Source organism: Fictibacillus sp. 5RED26, from assembly GCF_015903895.1.
GTDB classification, from domain to species: Bacteria; Bacillota; Bacilli; order Bacillales; family Fictibacillaceae; genus Fictibacillus; species Fictibacillus phosphorivorans.
This window is the reverse complement of the sequence record NZ_JACZDU010000005.1, coordinates 86,357-111,670: the sequence shown is the minus strand read 5'-3', so window position 1 is coordinate 111,670 and position 25,314 is coordinate 86,357. Positions and strand designations below refer to the sequence as shown.

Annotated in this window: 28 protein-coding genes and 1 riboswitch; of the genes, 7 read left to right on the top strand and 21 right to left on the bottom strand. The window is 40.5% G+C overall.

Annotation, left to right across the window (positions count from 1 at the left end; all coding sequences use genetic code 11):
* Positions 1-24: 24 nt before the first annotated feature.
* From IHV10_RS17395 to recQ, 4 genes are read right to left on the bottom strand one after another with little or no spacing between them, the layout of a single operon-like run.
* Positions 25-864: a 1,4-dihydroxy-6-naphthoate synthase gene (locus tag IHV10_RS17395; protein WP_197132694.1), complete on the bottom strand. Its 840-nt coding sequence runs from the start codon at positions 862-864 to the stop codon at positions 25-27.
* A 5-nt stretch (positions 865-869) separates the two neighbouring features.
* Positions 870-1,532: a futalosine hydrolase gene (locus IHV10_RS17390; RefSeq protein WP_197132433.1), complete on the bottom strand. Its 663-nt coding sequence runs from the start codon at positions 1,530-1,532 to the stop codon at positions 870-872.
* A 19-nt stretch (positions 1,533-1,551) separates the two neighbouring features.
* The gene (locus IHV10_RS17385) at positions 1,552-2,748 is read right to left on the bottom strand and encodes a class I SAM-dependent rRNA methyltransferase (RefSeq protein ID WP_197132430.1); all 1,197 of its coding nucleotides are present in this window, start codon (positions 2,746-2,748) and stop codon (positions 1,552-1,554) included.
* Positions 2,745-4,886: a DNA helicase RecQ gene (gene recQ, locus IHV10_RS17380; protein ID WP_197132426.1), complete on the bottom strand. Its 2,142-nt coding sequence runs from the start codon at positions 4,884-4,886 to the stop codon at positions 2,745-2,747. Before recQ ends, IHV10_RS17385 begins: the two co-directional genes overlap by 4 nt.
* Positions 4,887-5,051: 165 nt before the next feature.
* Between recQ and IHV10_RS17375 the strand changes: the two genes are divergently transcribed.
* Complete coding sequence (locus IHV10_RS17375; protein WP_197132423.1) at positions 5,052-5,399, top strand: ASCH domain-containing protein; 348 nt, start codon at positions 5,052-5,054, stop codon at positions 5,397-5,399.
* 11 nt (positions 5,400-5,410) lie between these two features.
* Entirely contained in the window at positions 5,411-5,857 is a 447-nt protein-coding gene (locus tag IHV10_RS17370; RefSeq protein ID WP_197132420.1) for a DUF2269 family protein, read from the top strand.
* Between the two features lie 374 nt (positions 5,858-6,231).
* Here IHV10_RS17370 and IHV10_RS17365 read toward each other — a convergent pair whose 3' ends face one another.
* Positions 6,232-6,939, bottom strand: a complete 708-nt coding sequence (locus IHV10_RS17365) for a proprotein convertase P-domain-containing protein (protein ID WP_197132417.1) — start codon at positions 6,937-6,939, stop codon at positions 6,232-6,234.
* A gap of 225 nt (positions 6,940-7,164) precedes the next feature.
* Here IHV10_RS17365 and IHV10_RS17360 point away from each other — a divergent pair, with 225 nt between their 5' ends.
* Together IHV10_RS17360 and IHV10_RS17355 are read left to right on the top strand one after the other, a co-directional pair.
* Complete coding sequence (locus tag IHV10_RS17360) at positions 7,165-7,365, top strand: DUF3311 domain-containing protein (RefSeq protein ID WP_137791444.1); 201 nt, start codon at positions 7,165-7,167, stop codon at positions 7,363-7,365.
* Complete coding sequence (locus tag IHV10_RS17355) at positions 7,366-8,868, top strand: sodium:solute symporter family protein (protein WP_197132414.1); 1,503 nt, start codon at positions 7,366-7,368, stop codon at positions 8,866-8,868. It begins immediately after the preceding gene.
* A gap of 45 nt (positions 8,869-8,913) precedes the next feature.
* Here the strand turns inward: IHV10_RS17355 and IHV10_RS17350 are convergent, their stop codons facing one another.
* From IHV10_RS17350 to IHV10_RS17315, 8 genes are all read right to left on the bottom strand, one after another.
* Positions 8,914-9,255 (bottom strand): DUF1801 domain-containing protein, encoded by a 342-nt coding sequence (locus IHV10_RS17350; RefSeq protein WP_197132411.1) that lies wholly within the window; start codon positions 9,253-9,255, stop codon positions 8,914-8,916.
* Positions 9,248-9,418 carry a hypothetical protein gene (locus IHV10_RS17345; RefSeq protein WP_197132409.1) on the bottom strand — a complete coding sequence of 57 codons (171 nt, stop codon included), beginning with the start codon at positions 9,416-9,418 and terminating at the stop codon, positions 9,248-9,250. Before IHV10_RS17345 ends, IHV10_RS17350 begins: the two co-directional genes overlap by 8 nt.
* A gap of 93 nt (positions 9,419-9,511) precedes the next feature.
* Complete coding sequence (locus tag IHV10_RS17340; RefSeq protein ID WP_197132406.1) at positions 9,512-10,765, bottom strand: RNA polymerase sigma factor; 1,254 nt, start codon at positions 10,763-10,765, stop codon at positions 9,512-9,514.
* Positions 10,762-11,196: a YciI family protein gene (locus IHV10_RS17335; protein ID WP_197132403.1), complete on the bottom strand. Its 435-nt coding sequence runs from the start codon at positions 11,194-11,196 to the stop codon at positions 10,762-10,764. The genes IHV10_RS17340 and IHV10_RS17335 overlap by 4 nt, the downstream gene beginning before the upstream one ends.
* A 108-nt stretch (positions 11,197-11,304) precedes the next feature.
* Positions 11,305-12,114: an alpha/beta fold hydrolase gene (locus IHV10_RS17330; RefSeq protein ID WP_197132400.1), complete on the bottom strand. Its 810-nt coding sequence runs from the start codon at positions 12,112-12,114 to the stop codon at positions 11,305-11,307.
* Positions 12,115-12,299: 185 nt separating this feature from the next.
* Entirely contained in the window at positions 12,300-12,743 is a 444-nt protein-coding gene (locus tag IHV10_RS17325) for a hypothetical protein (protein WP_197132397.1), read from the bottom strand.
* Between the two features lie 18 nt (positions 12,744-12,761).
* Positions 12,762-13,199 carry a LytTR family DNA-binding domain-containing protein gene (locus IHV10_RS17320; RefSeq protein ID WP_197132394.1) on the bottom strand — a complete coding sequence of 146 codons (438 nt, stop codon included), beginning with the start codon at positions 13,197-13,199 and terminating at the stop codon, positions 12,762-12,764.
* 230 nt (positions 13,200-13,429) lie between these two features.
* Complete coding sequence (locus IHV10_RS17315) at positions 13,430-14,410, bottom strand: spermidine synthase (RefSeq protein ID WP_197132391.1); 981 nt, start codon at positions 14,408-14,410, stop codon at positions 13,430-13,432.
* Positions 14,411-14,553: 143 nt separating this feature from the next.
* On the opposite strand from IHV10_RS17315, the gene IHV10_RS17310 reads away from it, so the two are divergent.
* Positions 14,554-15,315, top strand: coding sequence for a ferritin-like domain-containing protein (locus IHV10_RS17310; protein ID WP_197132388.1), 762 nt, complete (start codon positions 14,554-14,556; stop codon positions 15,313-15,315).
* 12 nt (positions 15,316-15,327) lie between these two features.
* Complete coding sequence (locus IHV10_RS17305; protein WP_197132385.1) at positions 15,328-16,005, top strand: peroxiredoxin; 678 nt, start codon at positions 15,328-15,330, stop codon at positions 16,003-16,005.
* Between the two features lie 47 nt (positions 16,006-16,052).
* On the opposite strand, the gene IHV10_RS17300 is transcribed toward IHV10_RS17305, so the two are convergent.
* Positions 16,053-16,418, bottom strand: coding sequence for a YbaN family protein (locus tag IHV10_RS17300; protein ID WP_197132383.1), 366 nt, complete (start codon positions 16,416-16,418; stop codon positions 16,053-16,055).
* Positions 16,419-16,742: 324 nt separating this feature from the next.
* Entirely contained in the window at positions 16,743-17,222 is a 480-nt protein-coding gene (locus IHV10_RS17295) for an acyl-CoA thioesterase (protein WP_197132381.1), read from the bottom strand.
* 160 nt (positions 17,223-17,382) lie between these two features.
* A riboswitch (cobalamin riboswitch) is annotated at positions 17,383-17,562 on the bottom strand.
* Positions 17,563-17,688: 126 nt separating this feature from the next.
* Here IHV10_RS17295 and IHV10_RS17290 point away from each other — a divergent pair.
* Complete coding sequence (locus IHV10_RS17290; RefSeq protein WP_197132379.1) at positions 17,689-18,816, top strand: MGDG synthase family glycosyltransferase; 1,128 nt, start codon at positions 17,689-17,691, stop codon at positions 18,814-18,816.
* A gap of 381 nt (positions 18,817-19,197) precedes the next feature.
* Here the strand turns inward: IHV10_RS17290 and IHV10_RS17285 are convergent, their stop codons facing one another.
* The 6 genes from IHV10_RS17285 to IHV10_RS17260 all read right to left on the bottom strand — a co-directional run bounded on the left by IHV10_RS17285 (position 19,198) and on the right by IHV10_RS17260 (position 25,203).
* Complete coding sequence (locus IHV10_RS17285; RefSeq protein WP_197132377.1) at positions 19,198-19,410, bottom strand: hypothetical protein; 213 nt, start codon at positions 19,408-19,410, stop codon at positions 19,198-19,200.
* 114 nt (positions 19,411-19,524) lie between these two features.
* A complete protein-coding gene (locus tag IHV10_RS17280) occupies positions 19,525-20,892 on the bottom strand; it encodes a GH1 family beta-glucosidase (protein ID WP_197132375.1) in 1,368 nt (455 codons plus the stop codon).
* 15 nt (positions 20,893-20,907) lie between these two features.
* Positions 20,908-21,684, bottom strand: coding sequence for a carbohydrate ABC transporter permease (locus IHV10_RS17275; protein ID WP_225218915.1), 777 nt, complete (start codon positions 21,682-21,684; stop codon positions 20,908-20,910).
* Between the two features lie 129 nt (positions 21,685-21,813).
* Positions 21,814-22,713 carry a carbohydrate ABC transporter permease gene (locus IHV10_RS17270; RefSeq protein WP_137791430.1) on the bottom strand — a complete coding sequence of 300 codons (900 nt, stop codon included), beginning with the start codon at positions 22,711-22,713 and terminating at the stop codon, positions 21,814-21,816.
* Positions 22,714-22,779: 66 nt separating this feature from the next.
* Positions 22,780-24,090, bottom strand: a complete 1,311-nt coding sequence (locus IHV10_RS17265; RefSeq protein WP_197132370.1) for an ABC transporter substrate-binding protein — start codon at positions 24,088-24,090, stop codon at positions 22,780-22,782.
* Between the two features lie 102 nt (positions 24,091-24,192).
* Positions 24,193-25,203: a LacI family DNA-binding transcriptional regulator gene (locus IHV10_RS17260; protein ID WP_197132367.1), complete on the bottom strand. Its 1,011-nt coding sequence runs from the start codon at positions 25,201-25,203 to the stop codon at positions 24,193-24,195.
* Positions 25,204-25,314 lie beyond the last annotated feature (111 nt).

Sequence of the window (25,314 nt, the reverse complement as noted above, 5' to 3'; positions counted from 1 at the left end):
ATCTAAGAATTAATTTGTCCACTCTTAAATTTTCAGAAGTTTCGTATAATCCTTCTTCGGTACGATGCCTTCTTCTCCAGCCCGGTTCAATAGAGTCGTAATGGCCTCGAAGCCCTTCTCTCCAAGATCAGCGGTAAAATCATTCACATACAGATCGATGTGGGATTTCGCTACATCCTCAGAGAGTTCGCTCGCATGCTGCATCACATAATCTTTAGATGCCTCAGGATTACGCCACGCATACTCTACTGATTCACGAATCCATCCTGAAATAGACTCTAAATCTAGTGAACGGCGCGCGATAATCGCTCCAAGTGGGATGGGCAGACCCGTATCTTCTTCCCACCAGCTACCCATATCAGCCAACAGATTTAGTCCATAATTTTGATACGTAAAGCGAGCTTCATGGATAACAAGACCTGCATCAATCTTGCCGTCTTTTACAGCAGGCATGATTTCATTAAACGGCATAACAATGATCTCGCCTACTCCGCCTGGTACATTTTGAGCCGCCCATAAACGGAACAGCATGTAGGCTGTAGAACGTTCACTTGGAACGGCCACCCTTGCTCCAGATAGCAAGTCAGGCGTAACATCACCTGGCTCATTTACAAGAACTAACGGACCACATCCTCGACCGAGTGCACCTCCGCATGGAATCAGAGCATATTTATCCAAAACATAAGGAAGCGCTGCGTATGAGATCTTTAATATATCAAGCTCATCTGACTCAGCAGCTAATCCGTTTGTGATATCTATATCTGCATATGTAACATCAAGTTCTGGAGCACCAGGGACAAGCCCATGAACCAATGCATGAAAAACAAACGTATCATTGGGACAAGGTGAAAACGCAATACTCATTTTACTCATAACAAAACCTCCGCGATAACTTTACTAGCTCTCTCCAGTGTATCGAACGCTTCCTTCATACGCCAAGAAGAACGATCTCGCGGACCAATCGGATTTGATATGGAACGTATCTCAAGTACCGGCTTTCCAAATTCTTGTGCCGCAAGCGCTACACCATAGCCTTCCATCGCTTCTGCTACAGCATCAGGCTCACGATCCTGAAGATTCTTCGTTGTTTCAGAAGTTCCTGTCACAGTAGATAGCGTTAGAACGTGACCGAGTTGAACAGGTACTCCTGCGAGTTTTAATGACGTTAAACAGTGCATGACCAGTTCGCTGTCTGCTTTTATGCGCGTTGAAGCACCAAAACCAAGCTCTTCTAATGTGATGAACGCTTCAGGAGATTCTGCCCCAAGATCTCCTGAAATCATCTCATCTGCAATCACAACTGTCCCAACATCTGCTTTATCACGAAAGCCTCCAGCAATCCCCATGTTAATGACAAGGTCATAGTCTTTTGTTAATAAAGCTTTTGTTGTTTGGATACCAGCTGATATCGGACCAACTCCAGCTAATACCACATCAACGGAAGACGTTTGGCCAATTCCTTTTAAGATTGCCTCTTTTTCAGCAGCTACAGAAGTCATAATTAAAATACGGCGTTCGTTATTCATCGACATGAAGATCCCCTTTCGCCGGTTAGCTTAATTTTTCAATGAACACTACTTTTAAATAGTTACCCTCTTTGAACTCTTTGTGTGTTTTAAAATCTTGTGGAAGCTTAAACTCTTCTAAAATGTTATACGTGCCGCCTGTTTGTTTAAAAGCTGATGATATCATCTCTTTAAACTTTTTCATCCCAAACGTTGAGCAGTTAGAAGAGGCTACGATTACACCGTTTCTTTCTGTAATCTGGATCGCTTGTGCTAATAAATCAGGATAATCTTTCCCAGCACTGAACGTGTGTTTCTTAGAACGTGCAAAGCTCGGAGGATCTAAGATTACTAGGTCGAACGACAGCTCTTTTCGAACAGCATATTTAAAGTAGTTGAATACATCTTCTACAATGATGTCGTGGTGCTCATAGTTCAGACCGTTCACACTGAACTGTTCTTGCGTCTTGCTTCGACTTCTATTCGCTAAATCAACGCTTGTCGTTTTCAGAGCACCACCAAGAGCTGCCGCAACTGAAAACGCACCTGTATAAGAGAACGTGTTCAGAACGGTTTTCCCTTTCGCATATTGATCACGAATGGTTCTTCGCACATCACGCTGATCCAAGAACACACCGACCATTGCACCATCATTTAGATAAACGGCAAAGTGGATGCCATTCTCTCTCACGATCAGTGGACTCGGCGCTTGTTCACCTTCAACAAAATCGTCATCATCAATATATTTTCCTTTTACAGCAAAACGCTTCTTTTCATAGATCCCTTTTACTTTAACAAGTTCTTTAAGAGAGGCGATCACTTCCTCTTTAAAAGAGTAGATGCCTTCACTATACCAAGTTAGAACGTAGTAGCCGTTATAGTGGTCGATCGTCAGCCCACCAATTCCGTCTCCCTCACCGTTAAAAACCCGGAATGCTGTTGTTTCATAATTGTTAAAAAGATCTTGGCGATGGTTGATCGCTTTTTTTATTTTCTTTTCAAAAAATTCTTGATCGATGAGTTCTTGTGAATTTTGCGTGAGTACCCATCCACGACCTTTGTTCTGTTTACCGTAGTATCCCTTACCGAGGAACACATTCTTTTCATCAAACAGTTCAATGATCGTTCCTTCTTCTTTTACGTTGCTTATATTTTGAACAGCATCTTCCGTGATCAATGGAAAGCCTGTTTTTAACCCTTTAACATAAGATGGTTTTACTTTTAATCGGACATTCTTCTTCATCTTGTCACCCGTTTCTTATTTTCGTTTTGCAGCAAGTACACTTTAATCATAAAGTAACTTACTTCATCAGGAAGTAATTCTTTGATCGGCTTTAACTTTTCTCCGCCAGCTTGTTGAATGGCATGTTCGATTTCTGAGACATATTCATCTGGAATGAGATCCTCCATATGAACGTCCATTCCATCTTGTATGCATTGAACGAGATGACTCTCGACCGTACTCACGGCTAGATTGCGGTGTTCAGCAATCTCATCGACTGACATCTTCTCTTTATAGAGAGTGTATGTTTCAAGATGAGAATCAGGTGTTGTCTTTTTGGCAGGCTCTTTTGCAACGGTGCTCTGATCCGTACTTTCTCTTCGCTCTGGATGCTCAGCCAAATAAGTAGAAATAGCAGAGATAAACTGCTCTCCGTACTTCTCAAGCTTATTTTGACCAACACCCGTCACACTCAAAAATTCAGTTCTTGACTCAGGCAGCTTCACACACATATCTTTTAATGCGGTATCTGCAAATATAACGAACGGTGGAACGTTCTCTTGTTCAGCTATCGTCTTACGCACGATTCGAAGCTCTTCAAATAACGGATCATCTGCAGCCACTTGTTTCGTTACGACCGCTTCTTTACGCATGATCTGTTCTTTTCCGAGCAGGATGTCTTTCCCTTTTTCTTTTATATAAAGAGTTGGGAACGTCCCATGCTCAACAGCGATGATCTCTTGTGAGATAAAAAACTCGATGAGATCTGTAATTTCTTTCGTGCTTTTATTTTTCAGCATGCCGTATGTTGGCAGCTTATTAAATCTCATCTCTAGAACCTTTTTATTCTTAGACCCGGTCAGTACTTGCGCAATCAACGTCTTACCGAACCGCTTCTGTCCCATCCGCACGATACAGGACAATACGATCTGCGCTTCTCTTGTTACATCGATGCTATCGCGATTATCTGTACAGTTGCCACACCGGCCGCATAGTGGTATTTCTTCATCACTAAAATAACGGACGATTGATTGCTGCAAACAGCTTTCTGTGTAGCAATAGTCCACCATGAGCTGAAGCTTCTCCAGCTCTTGCGCCATACGATCCTGTTCACTAGACTGATCGATCAGAAAACGCTGTACCTGAACGTCTTGTGATGAATATAGCAGGATACATTCACTCGGAAGTCCATCACGGCCAGCACGACCGGCTTCTTGATAATAACTCTCCATGTTTTTAGGAAGCTGAAAATGGATAACATATCTGATATTCGATTTATCGATACCCATCCCAAACGCAGAAGTAGCCACCATGACTGATGACTCATCTTGAAGAAATTGTTCTTGTTGTTCCATACGCTCGTTGTCATTCATTCCTGCATGATAACGAGATACGTTGATACCATTTTTTTGGAGTGTTTCATAAAGCTGATCAACCGTTTTACGTGTTGCTGCGTATATGATTCCCGCTTCTTTCTCGTTCTTTTTGAGAAAATCTTTTAAGTAAGAAAGACGATCTTGTCCCTTAATCACAGAAAAAGATAAGTTTTCACGTTCAAATCCTGTTAATACCGTCTTGTTCTCATCAATATCGAGCGACCAACAGATGTCCTGGCGAACACGTGGTGTAGCTGTTGCCGTTAACGCGAGCACTACCGGACGATTCGGCAGATTCCCGATCATTCTTTGAATACGTTGGTAGCTCGGTCTGAAGTCGTGTCCCCATTGCGAGATACAGTGGGCTTCGTCTACCGCGATTAAAGGTATATCGATCTGTCTCAAATGATCCATAAAGTCATAGGATTCTAGGCGTTCTGGTGCAATATATAAAAGTTTATACTCACCGCTTTTCGCCTTTTCAATTCGTTCTCTCGCCTCTGCTGCTGTAAGTGAACTATTGATGAAGGCCGCGGAAATACCTAACTGCAATAATGTATCAACCTGATCTTTCATTAATGAAATTAAAGGAGAAATAACAATTGTTGTTCCTTCAAAAACAAGGGCAGGTATTTGATAGCAGATCGATTTCCCACCACCTGTAGGCATAACACAAAGTGTATCGTCACCCGCTAAAACCGATTGTATCGCTTGCTCTTGTCCATTTCTGAATGAAGAATAACCGTAATGCAAATTCAGCATTTGCTTTGCTTTTTCTATCAAAACTTAAATTAGCCTCCCTCAGGTAGAGTCATCTCTTGATTATAAAGGTACTGACTCAACATAGCAAAGACACATCTTACCGTTTTCTTCCGATAAAAATAGACAGACTACTTAATAAAGTGTGATACATTAGGAATTGGAGAAATGGAAAAGGAGTTTTTACATATGACAAATCAAGAAAACAACAATTTACCACCAAAAACATGTTCAATTGAAAGACTCGTAACGATGCCAGCTGATGTTGCTAAAGTTCTAGAAGGCAAGAAAACGGCAACTCGCCGAAACGGACGCTATGCTGACATTGGGGAAATCATGGAATTAGAAGGGCATTCGTTCGTAGTGAACAACGTATACCGACAATCTCTTGGTGAACTAACTGACCAACACGCCGAAGACGAAGGCTTTGCAACGGTTGAAGAGTATAAGAACGCTATTCTTTCATACCACCCTGGTATGCCGTGGCTTCCTCATATGCAAGTATGGGTTCACGAATTCAGTCCTGCTAAAGGCTAGATCGTAACTCCATGGATGTTTTGTATCCTATTTTCTTGTATATCCATATTTTAAGCGTGATTATTTCAGTTGGACCGTTTTTTATCCTGTTCCCACTGATTAAAAAGCTGCGAACCGCTAGTGGAGAGGAGATGCAGGCTCACCTCGGCACATTTCGGTTTGTCGTTTGGCTGGCTAAACACGCGGGTCACGTCTTAGTATTGTCAGGTTTATTGCTCGTGTTCACAGGACCTTGGACGTGGGACACACCATGGATTCTCATGACACTAATCATCTTGTTTTGCTCACTGTTCTTTTTAGCGCGCGCCTTTTCACCGACGCTTAGAAAGTTTGATGATGAAACGCATGATAAAACGGCGCTAGCTCAAAAACTGCAGCGTGCCGTTTGGATATACCTCGGATTATTGATGATTATGCTTTGGTTTATGGTCGGAAAACCATATTTGTGGTTTGGATAGGTTGGCGGAAGCTGCACCCTTGTGTTGTGAGGGTGCGGCTTTTTTCGTTGCGTCCATATGGAGTGGACAAATTTAACTTGGTAGACAAAAAATGTGGATTGGAGCCTAAAACTCGTGGATTAAACAGCTAAACTTTTGGATTAAGCATGCAAATTTCTGGATTCAGAAGCTATTTTTGTGGATTCATTATCTCGGTGTCCAGCTGGCATAGAAATGGCCGCCTATGTAAGAAGAAATTCGCCTCTCTATAATAGAATAAACTGTGAGACAGCACGGTCTTAGCATGCCGGATGGTTCTGAAAGAATAGAAGGTAAACATCAGCGAAAAGATTGGTAACAAAAAATAAAACCTCCTTTGGTTGGAGGCCTTACGGTTACAATGAATCTCGTGTTGTTATAGTCAGTTCCCAACCTCTGTTAATGGCTCCTACGTCTTGAGTAAATTGATCATATACATACAGTTGCCATGCGCCATTTGGATTCGTACCATTAAAAACGCTAAGCGTCGTTCCATATGGAAGACCTGGCGCACCTGGTAATGCTGTAACTGGAGGAAAAGTGCTTGGTTTATAAATGCCTGGTGGAGGAATTGTATTTTCTGTCATTGAATTTACTGCTGTATCACTGAACGTATACGTAACATTTACAACTCCAGGATTAGTGCCTCCAACAGTAGACATTAAGATGACATTCTGTCCTTGAGGACCGACAAGTAGTACCTGCAGATCTGATAGATATGAATGTGTAAGGTTACGAAGAGTTACCGTTACATTTGTAATTGTCCCACTTAAACCTGATACATTAATAATCGATGGATACGGTGTTGCTGCTCCGCTATCAGGAATTGTAATGACGGTAGGATTAGCAAACTGATTTGTGTTTACTGCAGTCCTTCCACAGATAATGGCTGTTATACATCCGCAGTCTAAAGCTAGCACTTGATTACCACTCGTGATTCCTACGACACAATTCCCTCTAATCCCTTGAAAAATAAAAGGAACTTGCCTACCACCCACTACTAACACAACGACTTGTCCGTATATTAAGCATTTTAACGTGTGACAAACACATGAATGAATCATTGTTTCCCACCTCCCTCTTATACGGTTACTTCTACTATATGCTAGTCTCCGATTTTCGCTTAGGTAACACAGTATTTAATTTCACAGCTAATGAAAACCCTTTCTTTGTCTAATAATATTAAATATTTAAAAAATTTATATAATTCCCCTTGTCCCTATCTTTTTAAGCTGTTATGATTGTGAACATTATCTTTCTAAAAACACCACAGAAGGGACACATGCAGCATGAAGAAATTATTATTGATCGTATTGATCTCCGCTCCATTTATCGCACAACTGGTCGTTCTACCGTTCGTAAACAGGATCGATCCTATCATTTTCGGACTACCGTTTCTTCAGTTTTGGTTGTTTTTGTGGATTGTGCTAACTCCTTTTTGCACATTAGGAATCTATCAACTTCAGAAATCAGAAGGGAGCCTGGACTAAATGCAGCAAGGTAATCTTACAGCACTATCTATCACGATTTTTATTATCTTAACAGTCGTTCTGATCGGCTTTCTTGCCGGAAGGGACAAAGCTACCCGAAGCTCAGTTGAAGAATGGTCTGTTGGCGGAAGACGCTTTGGCGGCTTACTCGTTTGGTTTCTAGTCGGTGCAGATCTTTACACAGCTTATACGTTCCTAGGATTAACAAGTACCGCTTACACAGCAGGAAGTCTCGCCTTCTTCGCGATTCCCTACTCGGTTCTAGCCTATTTTATCTCTTATTTTTTCCTTCCGAAGTTATGGAAAGTGGCGAATGAGCATAAGTTAACCACTCTAGCAGACTATGCTCGCGAACGTTTTGACTCTAAGTTATTATCTTCACTCATCGCCATCGTCGGCGTACTTATGCTGATTCCGTATATCTGTTTGCAGCTGAGTGGTATTCAAGATACGCTCCAGGTTGCTGGGACAGGCTTTATCAATGTAAAAGTGGTCGTGATCACCTCTTTCTTGCTTGTTGCACTTTATACCTTTTTCAGTGGGATCAAAGGACCGACTTATACAGCGATTATTAAGGATGTTTTAGTGTGGGCAATCATGTTATTCATGGTCGTGTCTCTTCCAATCATGCACTTTGGTGGCTGGAATCCTATGGTTGATAAAATCGTAACGGAAGCTCCTCACCTCTTAACGATTCCAGACTCTGGGCCAAAAGGTGTTACATGGTTCATTACAGCAGCTTTTGTATCATCACTCGCTCTTTTTATGTGGGCACATGCGGCAACAGGCGTTTTCACAGCAAAAAGTGCAGATGCCATTCGAAAAAATGCACTGTTTCTGCCGCTTTATAATATCGTTTTAATTCTTGTTGTTTTCCTTGGATTCATCGCTTTTCTTGTTTTACCAGATGGGACGGACCCTAGGTTTGCTCTTCTTGCATTGATTCAAACGTCTTATGGTGGAATCGGTCAGGGTTTAGCGTACTCAACAATCGCACTGGCTTCACTCATTCCTTGTTCCATCATGGCGATCGGTGCATCGAACCTATTTGCAAACAACATCTATCGTGACCTCATCAATCCGAAAGTAAAAGGACCGAAACTAACGATGATCACTCGCGGCATGGTTTTCGTTGTTATCGGACTTGCGTTATTGTTCGGTCTTGTGTTTCCACAAGCGCTCGTTTCCCTACAGTTGCTTGGTGTATCAGGAATGGTGCAGATTTTCCCTGCAATCGTTATCAGCTTGTTCTGGAGAAATCAATCTAGAGAAGCTACCATTATTGGCCTGATTGTCGGACTCGTGGTTACCTTCACAGTCTACTCAACAGGTACAAGCCTTGGAATCTATGAAGGTTTCTGGGGATTGATGGCTAACTTTATAACGGTAGTTGGGTTGAACCCTTTCTTCGTTAAAAAAGCGAAGCATTCCTCGAACGCTGTAAAGAAATACTTGTTTGATCAGTCATCAAAAGAAGAACAACTTGTACGAAAAGGAGCATAACAAAAAAGCGTGAGTCCAAATCGTTTGGACTCACGCTTTTATAGCTCATAGAGAACTTGATGCTTCACTGACGAAAGAAGCCAGTTGTTCGGAATCAATCGTGTCACCTTTCCGCAGCTTAATAGTTTTACGTTCTGGCGGGCCACTGAAGAGACCTTCTGGAAGTTTTAATGAATTTGCATTAAAAATCGTAAAACTTACGGCATCTTTGGATGTCGAGATCACTGCAGCGTATTTTCCGTTTTTTAAGAAGTGAGGCTTTTTATACTGAATCCGCTCATGAACGTCAGGTATCGCCTGGTGAACAACTCCGCGTAGATTCGTAGATAACTCTACCTGCCAGGATTCTTTTAATTCGTCAATAAATTGGGTCACATCGTTATTCATCGTTTACTGTCTCCTTTATTTTTGTCCTATCGGCCTTTTGCAACATAAATATATGTTCTTCTAAGTCCTTTTTCAGACTTTCTTTACTTGGACTCGAAAGTGGTGGCTTTCGACGTAATGAATGATGTCCCTTGCTTTCTACTTTACCTCTCTGATATCGCATCCATCGTTTCCTCCTTTGGATTGTGATCAGCTTTCCTACCTTTACTACGAAACTGAACATCTATAATCGACTAGGTTTGAAAAAAAACTTCGTTCAAGACTCACATTCTTTTACTCTGGTCATCAGAAGGCTTTTCTCTTTTTCATTCTTAGTCATAGATGCAGCGCGTTTAAATTCTATACGAGCGTCATCAAATCTTTTCAATTTAAAAAGAAGATCTCCACGCACGCTATAAAGAAGGTGATACTCCTGTAAAGAGGATTCCCCACTTAATTCATCTACAAGTTGAAGTCCTATAGAAGGACCAAATGCCATTGAGATGGCAACAGCGTGGTTTAATTCAACGATAGGTGAAGGAGATACCCTGTATAACGCCTCATAAAGCGCAGCTATTTTTACCCAGTTCGTTTCTTCAACGGAATGAGCCTCTGCATGACAAGCAGAGATTTTCGCTTGAATCGCATATTGTCCGAGTGGTACACCTATCCTTTTACTTCGCTCGAGTGCAGCTAATCCACGACGAATCAGTAAACGATCCCATTGTGCTCGATTTTGATCCATGAGTAAGATTGGTTCCCCTTTTGCATTTATCCTAGTCTTCAACCGTGAAGATTGTATTTCCATTAATGCTACTAGACCATGTACTTCTGATTCACTTTGGGCGAGCTCAGCAAGAACGCGCCCTAATCTCAATGCCTCCTGACACAATAAAGGACGAACCCAATGATCGCCTGATGTTGCCGCATACCCTTCGTTATACATCAGATAAATAACTTCAAGCACCGTTGATAGACGTTCTTTTCGATCTTCTTTTGCTGGAACTTCAAAAGGTATATTTTCAGATTTAAGTGTCCTTTTGGCACGTACAATTCGTTGCGCTACAGTAGATTCTGACAAAAGAAAAGAACGGGCGATCTCATCAGTAGTTAAACCACATAATAAACGCAATGTTAGTGCAACCCGAGCTTCTTGTGATAACACCGGATGACAGGTCATAAAGATTAAACGAAGAAGTTCATCTCCAATTTCTTCGTTTATCACATGATCAACATCTTCTTCCGTGTAAAGATCAGTTCCTCTGGCCAGCTCGGAATATTTTTGTTCACGTTTTTTTGTACGCCTTATTAAGTCAATCGCACGCCTTTTGGCCACAGTCATCAGCCATGCCCCCGGATTATCTGGAATACCGATATTTGGCCATTTTTCTAATGCGACGATTAATGCATCATGAGCAATATCTTCAGCGATACCTACATCTCGCAGCATGTGCGTTAAGCTTGCGACCAACTTCGCAGATTCTATTCTCCATATCTCTTCGATCCCTCGATTTACATCCACCACTGTCACGCTTTTTGCTGCTCCTCAGCCTTTTTTCGAAGTTCTCTTTCTTTCATTAAATGAATAGGGTTTTCCATTATTTCCTCCGCTTCAAAAACCTGTCGCAGTTCAATCTCACCATGCCCATACCCATGTGGATCCGGCATACGCAGAGCCCACTGGATTGCTTCTTCTCTTGACTTCACTTCAATGAGCGTATAGCCTGCAATTAGTTCTTTTACTTCTGTAAACGGGCCGTCAATTACTTTAGGACGACCGCCCCGTTCCGGGTAAGAAATTCGTATACCACTTGAACTAGGTTGTAAGCCGTCTGCAGCAAGTAGCACACCTGCCTTTACTAATTCCTCGTTATATTTTTGCATGGCATCTATTAATTCCTGGCTCGGCATAACCCCAGCCTCTGAATCTGCTGTCGCTTTAACGATCATCATAAATCTCATGTGTAGTTGCCTCCTCATTTTTAACTCTTCATTTTAATGATCTGCACGATAAATCTATAAAAAGGTTTCGGTATTTGTTAAAAAAATCCTTTAGTAATTTTCTCTAGTTTATACAGCAGAAAAAAATAAGACGAGCTCAGAAGAAATACTTTTAACATTAAGCTGTTTCGTATGTCCAAGCCCCTTCTTACTTATTAATTCAGCATTAGGAAGCACTTTTACTAAAGCATCTGCTCCGTCACGAAGCATTAAAGGACTTTCTGTGCCTTTAAGTACAATTGTTGGCACTGTAACGTTATTCCAAAAATCTTCAGGCAATGACTTTCCCTCCATATATCCTTCTAATAATGTCGCATCGTACGGAAGGGTATGTGCAACCGCCATAAGCTTGGACCAAACACCAGGCATCATACGCATCATAGTTACAACGAATGAAGGAGCCCCCATGCCCTTCGTCATGAAATATTTAATCGTATCGGCACTGCGATCATCAGAAACAAGTTCACTAACCTTTTTTGAAAAATCCCTTGGTGGTACATGATCTTTGTCATTGACGATAAATGGCGGTTCGTGGAGCGCTAATTTTGCAATGCTCGCTCCATGAGCAGCTGCTTGTAAAGCAAGAACAGCTCCTGATGATAACCCCCAAACGAATGCCGTTCCTCCTGCTTTTGAGATAATTGCATCCAGATCTTCATACTCTCGTACGGGTTCATACTGTTCTGCGTCACCGCTATCACCACGGCCACGTCGGTCGTATGTGTAAACTGTAAAATGGTCTGATAATAATTTTGCAAGTTTAACCATGCCTGGGAACTTTCGATAACTGAATGCGCCTCCGATTAAGATGAGTGAAGGTCCATTTCCTACCTTGTCATAAACAATTTTTGTTCCATCTTTTGAAATTACAGTATTCATATGAATCTCTCCTTAGCATTTCAATTGTTTTTTAAGCTGATTTACTTATACGACGAAGAGGAGACGATAATATCGACACACTTTTTTAATACTTTTCTGTTTTTTTACAGAAAAAGAATAATCGCAACGAAGTCGCTGCGATTATGATTGTTACCCCACTATACTCTTAAAAAAAATTTTATAAACTAGCGAACTTGATTCTGCTTTCGATAATGCTGCATCTTCTGATTGAATTGAAATCCTAGCACTTTAAAATAGATAGTGAACCCAAGTATGCCGCCCAGATAAAGAATGTGAAACAGAACCAACATCATATAAAATGTTTTACTTCCCCACTCGAACCAGTTAAATACTTGGGACATCCCTATTAAAACGAAGCCGAGAATAAAATATTGTATGATCAGTTTCCAACTATTTGTTAACTTTACTTTAGTGTCCTCCGTCCAAAATAAGTAATGCAAACCAGTAACCAGAATACTGATAAAAAAGATTTGAACGATCATCTCGAAGGCGATCTCCCTTTTTCCGAGCATATAGCCGAACACAACATAGATGATGATTCCTGCCGAAAAGAATAAGCTCATAATTGTTTTAAATGCTACCGTATACGCCATTACTTTTTTAAACATATCATCGCCTCCTTTAATTTAAAAACCTAACTTTGCCTTTAAAACAGGCACATACTGACGGGACACTAATAGGTTCTCTCCGTTCTCCATTTTCACTTCTAACCTGCCTCCAATTCGTGGGGAAATGGATTGTAATCGATCGAGATTCAATATACTTGCTTTTGTAGCACGAAAAAAATTCACATCACCGAAGAGCTCTTCAATTTGATACAACCTTAATGACACCTCATAGACCGATTTTTCGGTATAAGCAAATGTCTTTTTATCAACTGACTCAAAATAATAAATATCATTTGGTAAAAGAAGATAGACCTTTCCATCCTTTGTACCCAATACTTTTCTTTCAAGGGACCTCAACGAAGTTAGAACTTTAATAACTTCATCATTTAACATTTTGCATTTCACAATGATTTCCAAGCCTTCATGATCATCACTTTCAAGTATTGTTAGCTTCATCTCACGCCCCCTTTATGTGTTTCACTTTATTTTTAACCAGTATATGTCATGATCTTCTCATCGTAAATCCACTTCTGACCAACCTGTCACAAGCCGTTACCAAGTTGCACACTCAGCTTCATGAATAACAAAAATAATTACCGTTCAGTTTATTAGAAATGCTAGTTACTCCTAATCCATAATATTAATCATTAAAAAAACACTTGTAAGTTACACAAGTGCTATCTATGTCAATTATTCAATTCTCTTCTTACAATATCTAAGAGGACGGTGTTCTGATCCGTCTGGATATCACCTTTGTTTTCAAGGTTCTTCAAGTAGTACGGTAGTTCCAACACATCCTTCAGTCTTCCTTCTGTTAAGAATGGAACGGTAACTTTTAATCGGATGTCATCTCGCTGTACCGGTAATGTCGAAGCGAGGACATAACCCCAATCCACACCCGTCTTGTTAGAGAAATTATGAAAGGGAATTGTGAAAAGTCCACATTCTTTTAACGTCTTTTCGATGCTCCACATATATTCTGGCATCAGGTTGACGGTTGAACAAGCAATGGATACAACACCACCCGGGTTTAAGTGTTCTTTTAATTGATGATAAAATTCTAAAGAAAACAATTGGGATAGACTTGGACATCTTTCAGTCGGTTCTGGTATGTCTACAATGATCACATCCCAAGTTTCTAGGCTTTCTTCTACAAAATGTCTGCCATCTTCAATCACCGTTCTCACTCTGTGATGATTTAAAGAACCCTCATTGAATGTAACTAAACGATCGAAGTTCTTTCCAAGATCCATCATCTCCGCATCAACATCTACAGCGATAATTTCCTCAACGTTCTCATAACGCAAAACCTCTCGCACACTGATTCCGCCTCCGCCACCGATGATTAAGATGCGTTTAGTCTCTTTCGCTGCGGCCATCGGAACATGTACGATCACTTCTGCATACTCATTTTCATCTTGTTTCGTGCCAAACATGATTTCACCATTGCTGTAGACCCATACTTCTCCTGAGACATCGATTAGTGCAATTCTTTGTGTCAACGTTTTGAACGTCTGAATCAGTTTGAAGTCTCTTTCGGGTCTCTGACCATCATTTATATAGAGTTTAAGTGAGCCACTTCCCAAAAACCTCCAATATAAATAACCACCCGCTTCTATTATAAAAACTGCGGCTGCACCGATCGCTAGCCACATGAGTTCATCCACTATAAACACTCCTTATTTTTCAACGAGCTATATGCTCATTCTTATTCATGCATCGGACATGTGGTGTTTAAATCTTTGTGTATAAACAAAATTTAGGCGTGTGCATATACTAATGCGACAATCATTTTTTTGGAGGTTATCTTATGAGCTATATGAACCCACAACAACAGCAACAAGACACCGGACAACAGCAAAGTGATGGTCAGCAGCAAGCACTTCAACTATCTCTGCAACTTATCAGGGAAGCTGTTGCTGGCGAAAGGGAAGATGAATTATTTTACGACTATTTAATTTCTGAGGCACCCACAAACGAACAAAAATTAATCATCGCATCTATTCGAGATGATGAGAAAAGGCATAATAAACTCTTTAGAATGATCTACAAAGATCTTACCGGCCAAGAAGTTCCACCAATGAACGGAGAAGAGTTTCAGAAACCGAAAACCTATAAAGACGGACTTGTCAAAGCTCTGTTTGGCGAACTTGCTGCCGTAGAGAAATATCGCGTTATTCGCCAAGGACTTCCTAATACGTATTATCGAGATATTCTCTTTAACATCATTACAGATGAGATCAAGCACAGCGCTAAGTACAACTATTTATTCACGTTAAACAGTACATCAAGTGCTCCTCGTTCTTTTCATCAAGAACACAGAATGCCTCAAACGGAGAGCTTAGCAGACCAATGGGTTTCGTACATTGATCCGTTAGTACAAAGAGCATTAAAAGAGACCGAAGAAGGCATTAACTTAACTCATCTCTATCAGGAATTTATTTTATCTGGTGTTCTTGTTGGTCAAGGATTTACACCTCAACAAGCTATTGAACAGGTAGAAGAGTGGGAAAAAACAGGAGAGTCTCAGCTGTTGAAAAAGAGCAAGATGATGGGAAACCAAGGAAGATAGGAGAAGAGAGGGATGGAATCTACACAAACATTTTCAAAGCCTTTTATTGGCGATCAATTTCCGGAGATGACGGTTCATACAACCCTTGGGGAACTTGTCCTCCCAACAAGCTATCAAGGTCATTGGTTTGTCCTCTTTAGCCATCCGGGTGACTTTACACCCGTATGCACGACAGAGTTTGTTGCGTTTCAAAAGCTCATGCCTGAGTTTACAAAGCTCAACACTTACTTAATCGGATTATCTGTAGAACAAGTATACTCACACTTAAAATGGATCGAATGGATACAGCAGAATTTAAAAGTAGAGATTACTTTTCCGATCATCGCGGATAGTCTAGGCCGGATTGCTACTAGACTAGGAATGATACACCCTACGATGGGAACAAGAACAGTACGGAGTGTTTATATCGTAGATCCGACAGGCAAGATTCGTCTTATCCTTACGTATCCTGAAAATGTTGGCCGTAATATCAACGAGATCCTAAGAGCGGTTAAGGCGCTGCAGACAGCAGATAGAAATAAAGCAGCAACACCTGCAAACTGGCCGAAAAACGAGCTTGTTGGAGACCGTCTTATCGTTCCTCCAGCTGCCACAGTACAAGAAGCTAAAAAACGGGCAGAACAAGCACAAGCAGGAGAGATCGAGTGCTACGATTGGTGGTTATGTACAAAGCCTCTTCATGATAGATAAAGAGAGCAGCCTTTGATTAGGCTGCTCTCTTTATCTCCACACATTCTCTATGTCGTTTTAATTTTAACAATAAAATAGTAATATTTATACATCACCACAAGAATCAAAATCACTCTTGCAATCATACTGTCTGTAAGGATAAAAGTAATCAAGATCATCGAATCTGAAAACAGGCTGATCATGATCTTTTTCTTTTTAGTGAGCGAACGATTCCTAACAAAATCATCTAGATGTTTTTTATAAATGTCGGTTCCTTTAAACCACACTTCAAACTTTTTTGAACCTTTTACGAAGAAATAAGATGCCAATAATAAAAGAGGTGTGGTAGGAAGCAACGGCAAGACGATACCGATAACGCCTAAACCTAGGAAAAAGAACCCCAATGCTACAAATATGATATTTTTAATTTTCATTGGGATTCTCACTTCCTTTTCCTTTTAAAATAGGTTTATTTGTATACATTGTTGCTTTTGTTAGTTGTTGGTTTCCGCTCCAGGTTGCACGCTTTCCACGGGGCGAACGGTGAGCCTCCTGCCGCTTTGCGCCATTAGGAGTCTCCACCTGACCGCTTCAAAGTTGTCTCTTTGCTCCTGCGTCTACAAGTTTATGCTAGAAAGTGGACTTCCTCGTCGCATGCCTTGCGAGAAGCTTCTCATGTAGCAGGCAGGCAACCTTCCGCTACAACCAACTTACAAAGAAGAAAGAAAAAAACTACAACTATAACTTTTAAAGAAACCTTAAATTTTGTTTACATTTTTATATAACAAACGCCTTTCTTTCCTTAGTGGAGTACCTTTAAAGAGTGCTTCTTCCTCTTCTGTCTCAGGAATGACACTCGGTACCGGAAACGGCTTACCGTTTTGATCAATGGCCACCATCGTTAAGATTGACGTGGTATTCAACGTCCTGTTCCCCGTCTCTAGATTTTGACACTCCACTTTTACGTATACTTCCATAGACGTTCTTCCCGTTGAGACCACTACACCTTCTAATATGAGGATGTCTCCCACTTTAGCTGACGATAAGAAGTTTACATTATCAATGGATGCGGTGACAACCACTTTCTTGCTGTGCTTCATGGCGGCAATCGCTGCGATTTCATCAATGTACGATAAAACGGTACCACCGAATATCGTTCCCATGTGATTCGTGTCAGGCGGCAATACCAACTTTGTTTGAATCGTTCTTGAGATGTTTGCTGATAACTGCTGTTCCATACCATACCCTCTTTTCTGAAGCTTGAAAGCTCCCCTTATTTTGAGGGAGTTAGTGAACAAAGAAAAATACCCATCACGAAAGACGGGTACGTAAGAATACATAACAGAAAGAATGATCTATTAAATATCCCTCGTCCTATCTTCCCAACTCCCGAAGAAGATCAACGCTATAAAGATGGCAGGTCTCCTGACTCGTGCATCAGCCTACTCTAAGCCCTTCCCGTCAGATAGACAGTGGTTTTGCTTATTTCGTCAGCACTTACAGTTGCGGGTACAGTCCTGGCCTCACACCAGATTCCCTATTAAGTCTGCAACAGACACCATAATTATCGGATCTTATGAAATTTTGAATCTATCTTATTGTACCACTAACAATTTTTACTTTTTACAAAACCTTTTAATCTTCTTCATATCACGTTTAAAATCTCCTGCTATTCTTATCTCAAAAGACTGGGGAGGTTTTCTAATGATACGTCCAACAGCATTAATCCTTACAGCTAACTATGGCAGCGGTCATGTTCAAGTGGCTAATGTCCTCGCTGAAGAAATGAAGAGTAAAGGATTTCAACCTGTCATATCTGATTTATTTGGTGAAGCTCACCCCATCATGTCCCAAGTTACGCAATCCATATTTATCAAAAGCTTTTCACACGGCTCTTCTTTTTATAAATGGTTTTATTATGGAACAAACAAATTGAATGCCAATACGATTACACAATTCTCTCGTTATTTAGGAAGAAAAAGATTTCTAGAATTGATTAAAGAACATCAACCCCGTTTTGTAATAACAACCTTTCCCTTTCACGCTGCGCCATTTCTTATTAAAAAATCACGGTTTAACATCCCCATCTATACCGTGATCACTGATTATTTCGCTCATCCATTTTGGATCAATCCAGCGATTGATCATTATTTTGTTGCATCTGATTCAGTCACAAACGGACTGATCAAACATGGTGTGGCAGAATATAGAATTACTGTTAGCGGTATTCCCATTCGTTCAGACTTTTATCGCCCAATTCATAAAGAGAAAGTGTTTACTAAATACGGAGTTACGCCAAGTAAACGTGTCGTGACGATCCTAGCTGGTGCTCAAGGTGTGCTGAAAAATGTTAAGGTTCTAGCTCAGCGTCTTTTAAACGATCCTTCTCTGCGAGTAATTGTAGTATGTGGCAAGAATAAAACGTTGTATGAGAAATTAACACCACTAGCCGAACAACATCCAGGTTCATTCCGATTATTCGGTTACGTAGACGAACTTCATGAAGTCTTAAAGATTTCACATTGCGTAGTAACCAAGCCAGGTGGCATCTCCATTACTGAAGCTGCTGCTGTAAGAGTGCCACTTATTCTATATAAGCCCGTTCCTGGCCAAGAAGGAGAAAATGCTAAGTATTTTGAAGAAAAAGGTGCTGCAATAGTTGTTCATACCGCAGACGAAATTGTGGAGAATGTTCAGAGGCTATTTAATAACGAAACTTTATTATGTAACATGCAGAAAAGTTTAGAACTCATTCATAAATCTCACTCTTCCTCATTGATTGCTGATTATGCTGTTGAAGATATACAACAGCTAACTCAAATTACACGTTAAGTAGCTATTGATGGATATAGCTTCTGATAAAATGCTTTGTTTAATTGACCATAATCGGCCTCTAGGTGCTATTTAGGCACTCAAACCCTGGAATCCATTTATACCGGGCGTGGTATCAAGGCTATTATTTCGAGAACTTTTAGAATTAATCCTAGAAATTTCTGATTTATTCCGGCGTGTTTTTGTGATATTCCGGCGATTTTTACCCATAAACCGGCGAGTCGACATATCACGACAAGTAAACACTAGCTCTATACCCCCTACCTCAACATCGCGAAGCAAAGTTAACTCATTCAATGCACCCATGCTTTAACACGCGCACTTCAAACAAATAAACGGGCAGAGTCGCTATCATCAGCGGTTCTGCCCGTTCTAAATACTTCAATCTTCTTTAGCACCATCTTCCGCAATGGCCCGAAGGTCTGCATAGAAAAAATCATCATTGCATAAAGGGGAATGTTCCTTTTTATTATCATAGCTCTCAACGATTTCCTTCAATTCACCCGTATCACCTTCTGCATTGATGATCTCTACTAACTCATTCATTCCGTCCGATGTTTCTTCATCGATTCGTTCCTCATTCTTATCCTTCATGTCTATCCCTCCTATACGTTTTTAGCTTCTCCACTCAGGAAAATTTTACACAAAACAAAAAAGTCCCTAACCTATGTCAGGGACTTCAATGGTTATTATTATCTTAGAAATAAATTAGCTTACTGAAATAGCATCTGTTTCTTTGTTGCTGTTATTGGTTCCTCTGTTTTTCACGATTTCTGCATAACGGTATGCGCTATCTTTCCAGATTCGCTCTTGAGAATCAAAATCTAGGTAGATGATTCCAAATCGTTTGTCATATCCGAAGCTCCACTCAAAATTATCCATGAGAGACCATAGATAGTACCCTTCAATATTCATGCCTTCATCGTTCAGATCAGAAACCGCTTGAAGATGCTTTTCAATATAATCCACACGGCCAGAGTCGTGGACGCGTCCGTTCTCTAGTACGTCATCAAAGGCTGCACCATTCTCGGTAATATAGATAGGAAGATCCGTATACTCCTGTCTCAATCTTCTGATCAGATCTTTAAATTCTTCTGGCGCTATGTCCCATCCCATGCCGGTCTTTTCATAATCAGAATGAGCCCCTCTATGTAAGAAGTCATTCGCTGCAGAGAACTCAACAATCCCTCGGCTATAATAGTTGATGCCAAAGAAATCACAAGACGTTGAGATGATTTCCATATCCCCTGCTTTAATAAAATCATACGAATGAACGTATTTAGAGAACAAGTTCATCATATCAACAGGGTACTGCCCTTTGAAAACAGGATCTAAGAACCAGCGATTGGAATACCCGTCAGCATTATTCGCTGCAAGCTGATCGTTCGCAGAATCTGTTTTTGCATAGATCGGTGACAGGTTTAACGTAATACCGATCGGCGTTTTGGATTGAAGCTCGTTCTTTAAATATTGTACAGCTTTTCCGTGAGAAAGAAGCATGTGGTGTACCGCTTTAACAGCTTCGTCCATGTTCGTATGTCCTGGCGCATGAAATCCTTGATGATAACCTAAGAAACCAGCACACCACGGCTCGTTATGCGTAATCCAAGAATCCACCTCTGCATCAAGCTCTTGGAAGCAAACTTTTGCTAACTCCATAAACCAATCGACTGACTCACGGTTTACCCATCCGCCTTCTTCATGGGCCCATAGTGGGAGGTCCCAGTGGTAAAGCGTAATCGCAGGTTTGATTCCTTCTTCACGTAAACGCTGCGTTAATTTCTTGTAGAAGTCCATTCCCTCTGCATTCAAAACACCCTTTTCAGGAAAAATACGAGGCCAGGAAACTGAGAAGCGATACGTTTCTACGCCAAGCTTCTTAATCTGCTGAATATCTTCTTCAAATCGGTAGTAATGATCACACGCTATGCTTCCATTATGCTGTTGATATACTTTTCCAGGCGTATCACAGAACGTATCCCAGATTGAAAGTGTTCTGCCTCCTTCAAGACGAGCTCCCTCAATTTGATAAGAAGATGTTGCTGTACCAAACACGAATGACTTATTAAAATGCATAACTGTTTCTCTCCTCTATTCTTTGATAGAACCTGCTGAAATGCTGTTAACGATATATTTTGATAAAAATAGGAACGCTACCATGATCGGCACCACGGAGATCGCGATACCTAAATACATAGACCCCAAGTTTTGAGCCACTTGTGAACCTTTTAAGAAGCCCATCAACACAGGAAGCGTGAACTTTTCAGGTGAGAATAATACAACTAAAGGCATGATGTAGTTGTTCCACGACCCGATAAACGTAAAGATAGACATCGTCGCGATCGCTGGCATCATGATTGGAATCGCGATCGTATGAAAGATTTTAAATTCACTTGCACCATCGATTCTTGCTGCCTCAATCAAACTTGGATGCAGCGTTGTTAAAATGTACTGGCGCAGGAAGAATACCACGAAAGGACTCGCTGCTGCGGGAATGATTAATGGAATATACGTATCCAATATCCCTAAGTTCTTACAAAGCTCATAAAAGCCGATCAACCCTAACTGGCCTGGGACCATCATCATCACTAACATGAAAACGAACATCGCATTCTTGCCCTTAAACACGTAGAACGCAAAACCATAAGCCGTTAATGCTGAAAAGTAACCCGACAATAATGTCACGAGAACGGAAATGATTAAGCTGTTCTTAAAACCCGCCCAAATATTGATATAGCTCATCATCGTTTGATAGTTTTCAACGATTGCACTACCTGGAAGCAAGGTGAAGCCTGAAAGAATTGCTTCATTTGAGCGTGTGGCGTTAACAAGCATCATTAAGAACGGAATGAAACACACGATTGCCATAACGATCAATACGGTATAGATCAGAATTTTTGGTATGCTGACTTTTCGCTTCGGTTTTGTTTCTATAACACTTTTCTTTTCAACAGAATTTGAAAGGCTATTATCTACCGCTGTTTTTCCTATCATGCTTTACACCTGCCTTGGTTGTTTACGTTCTTTCCCATACATCCCTTTGAAAATGAAAGCAGAGAAGATGAGCGTTATAACAAATAATCCGTATGCGACTGCTGCAGCATATCCGTAGTTGTTATACTTGAAGGCTTGATTGTATAAATAGAGCACCATCGTATTCAATGAGCCGTCTGGTGATCCTATTCCATCTGTTAAAAGCATCGGTAGATCAAACAATTGAAGACCTCCAATGAGCGAGGTAATCATGATATAAAGCAGGATAGGCTTCAATAGCGGAATCGTAATCTTAGAAAACGTCTGCCAGCGATTTGCACCATCGATCAATGCTGCTTCGTAGTAGTCTTTCGATATACCTGATACGCCTGCCATCACAACGATAAAAGAGTGCCCAAACCACATCCACGTTAAAATCAATGAGATCGATAACTGTGCACTCGTTGGTTCGTTAAGCCAGTTGATTGGATCTGAAATGATTCCTACCTTCATCAACATCATGTTTAATGAACCGTGCTGCCAATCTAGTAAAATCCCGAACAGAAGAGCAACCGAACTGATCGTAATTAAATTTGGTAGATAAAAGATCGCTCGAAAGAATGCGATACCTTTTAATTTCACTCTCATATCTGAAAAGATCATAGCCAGGATAAGAGCAAGTCCCATTTGAAGTGCGAAGTTCACACCCCATATCTTCCATGTGTTAAAAAAAGCTTCAACAAAATATGTGTCTGTAAGGAGTCGTTTATAGTTTGCTAGACCTACTAACTGTGCTTCACCACTGCCTGTATAATTTGTAAAGCTATAATAAAAGGTTAGGGCGACGGGATATATACTGAACACTAAGAAGACGAGCCAAAACGGAGCAATAAAAAAATAGCCATAACGGTTTAAATTCTTCATCTCTCCTCCCCCTTTCAATAGATAGGTCAGTGGCGAGAAAAAGTTTCCCGCCACCGTCCATAAAACTTATTTTTTCGGTACTTTGATGTCTGGATAAGCATTTTGTGCTTTTTGATAAAATTCTTTAATCGCTTCTTTTTTAGATTTCTTACCTGTTACATATTGCTGAACGGCATTTCCGTAAAGCGTATCTAGCTGCTGATCGTACTTCGTCACGATCCCAGGTGTAATCTTAGTAGATTGATCTAGGAAGAATTGATAGTTGTTCTGTCCACCTAAGAATTTGTCGCTAAAGTCATCTTTAATTGTCTCTGTTACAGGTAGATAAGAAAGGACATCACCTGTTTCTTTACTCCAAGATGTTAAGAACTCATCGTCTTGTGTCATCATTTTTACAAATTTATAAGCAAGTTCTTTATTATCCGATTTGTTGTATACACCAAGCCATGTTCCACCCCAGAAATAAGGACTCGGACCACTCGTTACCGCCCAGTCACCAACAGATTCCTTAACATTGGTTTTCAGGACGCTATGTAATCCCCATGTAGGAAGAACATATGAAAACACTTGCGTTTCTTTTTCCTTGCCACCCTCTTTTACCTTGATCGGCTTATCCATGCCTTCGAACCAAGATGGTGACCATTCAGGTGCTAGAGCAGTGTATTGATTATCACGAAGCTTTTTCGAGTAATCCATGTACTCCATTTTTTCTTCCGTTAACTGAAGCTCATTCTTGTCGTTTACCCAAGGCTGTGGATTGTCACCTTGTGTGAACCAGCGGATCGCACCTTCATCTGGGAACATGCTATAGCCTTTTGACTTCATCTTTTCTGCTACTTCAAACACCTTATCCATAGAGCTCATCATTTCACCAACTTGAGTTGGATCGTCTGTTCCTAATACTTCCTTTGCAATGCTTCGCTTATAATAGATGCCTCCTGGCGTTGTTTGCCAAGAAAGAGCGCGTACATCGCCATCTTTATCTTTACCAAGGTCAAATACATAAGGTACATACTTATCAGAAAGCTTATCTGCGTTATAAGGCTTTTCAGATAAGTTCTCCCAATAGCCTGCATCAACCCATTGTTTTAAGAATGCGATCTCGCCCGTGAAAACGTCAGGAGCTCCAACACCACTCTCAAGTACTGGCTTTAATTTTGTCGGGTAGTCAGCGATCGGAACAATCGTTAACTCCACTTTTACGCCATTCTTTTCCTCAAATGTTTTGATCGGTTTCTTTAATTCATCTGTAAACGACCAGATTCTTAGATCAACATCTTTCTTGCCATTACCAGATGTTTTCGAATCGCTTGAACAACCTGCAAATAATCCCACCAACAAAATTGATACCAAAAAGATACTTAACTTCCTTTTCATGTATAAACCCCTTCCTTCTTTAAAATTTATAGAGCGAAAGCGGTTTCGTTTTGTTTCAAAATAAATATTCGAAACCGCTTTCGAATTATCCTAAAAAAATTTTTATTTTTTTTGTGAGCATGATTCTCGAATGATTAGTTCGACTGGAATACGTTTGGATGTAATCAGTTTTTTCTTTTGGATAATTTGTTTCATCAACAACTTTGCTGCTTGGTATCCAATCATATCCGTATCTTGCTTAATCGTCGTTAACTTCGGTGTAATGTATGCTGCCATTTCAATATCATCATAACCGATGATTGAAATATCTTCGGGTACAGATAAACCCTTCTCTTTTATGGCCTCAATTGCACCGATAGCCATATGATCTCCTGCAACAAATACCGCTGTAGGTACATCATCTAACATCAACAGCTTTTCCATGGCCGCTTTGCCTTCACCGATTGAGAACAATCCACCATTGATAAGGTAGCCTTCATGAATCGGCAGGTTCAACTCATTCATCGCTTTTTTAAATCCTTTAATTCTTTCTGCACCTGCATCAGTTAAAGCATCGCCAGCGATATGAGCGATCTTTGTATGACCAAGTGAATGCAAGTAGTTAACTGCCAGCTTTCCACCTTCAATATTATCCGAGAAGACAAGACTGCAGTTCTGTTTGTTCATATCTATAACAACGATAGGAATCGTGCTGTTTATCATCTCTTGTACTTGCGGATCTTGTGGATCAGAACAGATTACTACAATGCCATCAACGGCACGGTAAGAAAAGTGTTCTAAATAGCTGATATCCCGATTACGCAGATTTCTTGAAGCGAAGATCAGATCATATCCCTCTCGTTCTGCATTCTTTCTAAAACTTTCTATTATGGCACTAAAGAAAGGATGTTTCATTCCTACTTCATTCGATTCAGAAAACATCACACCAATCGTCCAAGACTTTTTTGTAGAAAGCGATTGGGCATGTGCATTAGGCAGATATCCCATTTCTTCGACTGCTTGTAGAATCTTCTGCTTCGTTTTTTCACTCACATCAGAATAGTTATTGAGTGCCTTTGAGACGGTTGTCGTTGAGAAACCCGTCTTTTTTGCAATATCATAGATTGTAGCCATTGTTATCTCCTCTTTACCGAAAGCGCTTTCGTTAATAAAAATTATAACTGACAGTAAAATAACTTTCAATATAAATTTTCTAACTTTTTCGAACAAAAAAAGACAGGGGAC

Excerpts from the sequence above, each read along its gene's own strand:
- IHV10_RS17260 (WP_197132367.1), bottom strand. The coding sequence starts at position 25,203 with ATGGCTACAATCTATGATATTGCAAAAAAGACGGGTTTCTCAACGACA.
- IHV10_RS17300 (WP_197132383.1), bottom strand. The coding sequence starts at position 16,418 with ATGAAAATTAAAAATATCATATTTGTAGCATTGGGGTTCTTTTTCCTA.
- IHV10_RS17285 (WP_197132377.1), bottom strand. The coding sequence starts at position 19,410 with ATGAAGGATAAGAATGAGGAACGAATCGATGAAGAAACATCGGACGGA.
- IHV10_RS17345 (WP_197132409.1), bottom strand. The coding sequence starts at position 9,418 with ATGCGATATCAGAGAGGTAAAGTAGAAAGCAAGGGACATCATTCATTA.
- IHV10_RS17375 (WP_197132423.1), top strand. The coding sequence starts at position 5,052 with ATGACAAATCAAGAAAACAACAATTTACCACCAAAAACATGTTCAATT.
- IHV10_RS17350 (WP_197132411.1), bottom strand. The coding sequence starts at position 9,255 with ATGAATAACGATGTGACCCAATTTATTGACGAATTAAAAGAATCCTGG.
- IHV10_RS17390 (WP_197132433.1), bottom strand. The coding sequence starts at position 1,532 with ATGTCGATGAATAACGAACGCCGTATTTTAATTATGACTTCTGTAGCT.
- IHV10_RS17365 (WP_197132417.1), bottom strand. The coding sequence starts at position 6,939 with ATGATTCATTCATGTGTTTGTCACACGTTAAAATGCTTAATATACGGA.
- IHV10_RS17320 (WP_197132394.1), bottom strand. The coding sequence starts at position 13,199 with ATGAAGCTAACAATACTTGAAAGTGATGATCATGAAGGCTTGGAAATC.
- IHV10_RS17265 (WP_197132370.1), bottom strand. The coding sequence starts at position 24,090 with ATGAAAAGGAAGTTAAGTATCTTTTTGGTATCAATTTTGTTGGTGGGA.
- IHV10_RS17325 (WP_197132397.1), bottom strand. The coding sequence starts at position 12,743 with ATGTTTAAAAAAGTAATGGCGTATACGGTAGCATTTAAAACAATTATG.
- IHV10_RS17330 (WP_197132400.1), bottom strand. The coding sequence starts at position 12,114 with ATGAATACTGTAATTTCAAAAGATGGAACAAAAATTGTTTATGACAAG.
- IHV10_RS17270 (WP_137791430.1), bottom strand. The coding sequence starts at position 22,713 with ATGAAGAATTTAAACCGTTATGGCTATTTTTTTATTGCTCCGTTTTGG.
- IHV10_RS17305 (WP_197132385.1), top strand. The coding sequence starts at position 15,328 with ATGGAATCTACACAAACATTTTCAAAGCCTTTTATTGGCGATCAATTT.
- IHV10_RS17295 (WP_197132381.1), bottom strand. The coding sequence starts at position 17,222 with ATGGAACAGCAGTTATCAGCAAACATCTCAAGAACGATTCAAACAAAG.
- IHV10_RS17355 (WP_197132414.1), top strand. The coding sequence starts at position 7,366 with ATGCAGCAAGGTAATCTTACAGCACTATCTATCACGATTTTTATTATC.
- IHV10_RS17360 (WP_137791444.1), top strand. The coding sequence starts at position 7,165 with ATGAAGAAATTATTATTGATCGTATTGATCTCCGCTCCATTTATCGCA.
- IHV10_RS17280 (WP_197132375.1), bottom strand. The coding sequence starts at position 20,892 with ATGCATTTTAATAAGTCATTCGTGTTTGGTACAGCAACATCTTCTTAT.
- IHV10_RS17290 (WP_197132379.1), top strand. The coding sequence starts at position 17,689 with ATGATACGTCCAACAGCATTAATCCTTACAGCTAACTATGGCAGCGGT.
- IHV10_RS17370 (WP_197132420.1), top strand. The coding sequence starts at position 5,411 with ATGGATGTTTTGTATCCTATTTTCTTGTATATCCATATTTTAAGCGTG.
- IHV10_RS17275 (WP_225218915.1), bottom strand. The coding sequence starts at position 21,684 with ATGGCAATCGTGTGTTTCATTCCGTTCTTAATGATGCTTGTTAACGCC.
- IHV10_RS17335 (WP_197132403.1), bottom strand. The coding sequence starts at position 11,196 with ATGAGATTTATGATGATCGTTAAAGCGACAGCAGATTCAGAGGCTGGG.
- IHV10_RS17310 (WP_197132388.1), top strand. The coding sequence starts at position 14,554 with ATGAGCTATATGAACCCACAACAACAGCAACAAGACACCGGACAACAG.
- IHV10_RS17385 (WP_197132430.1), bottom strand. The coding sequence starts at position 2,748 with ATGAAGAAGAATGTCCGATTAAAAGTAAAACCATCTTATGTTAAAGGG.
- IHV10_RS17395 (WP_197132694.1), bottom strand. The coding sequence starts at position 864 with ATGAGTATTGCGTTTTCACCTTGTCCCAATGATACGTTTGTTTTTCAT.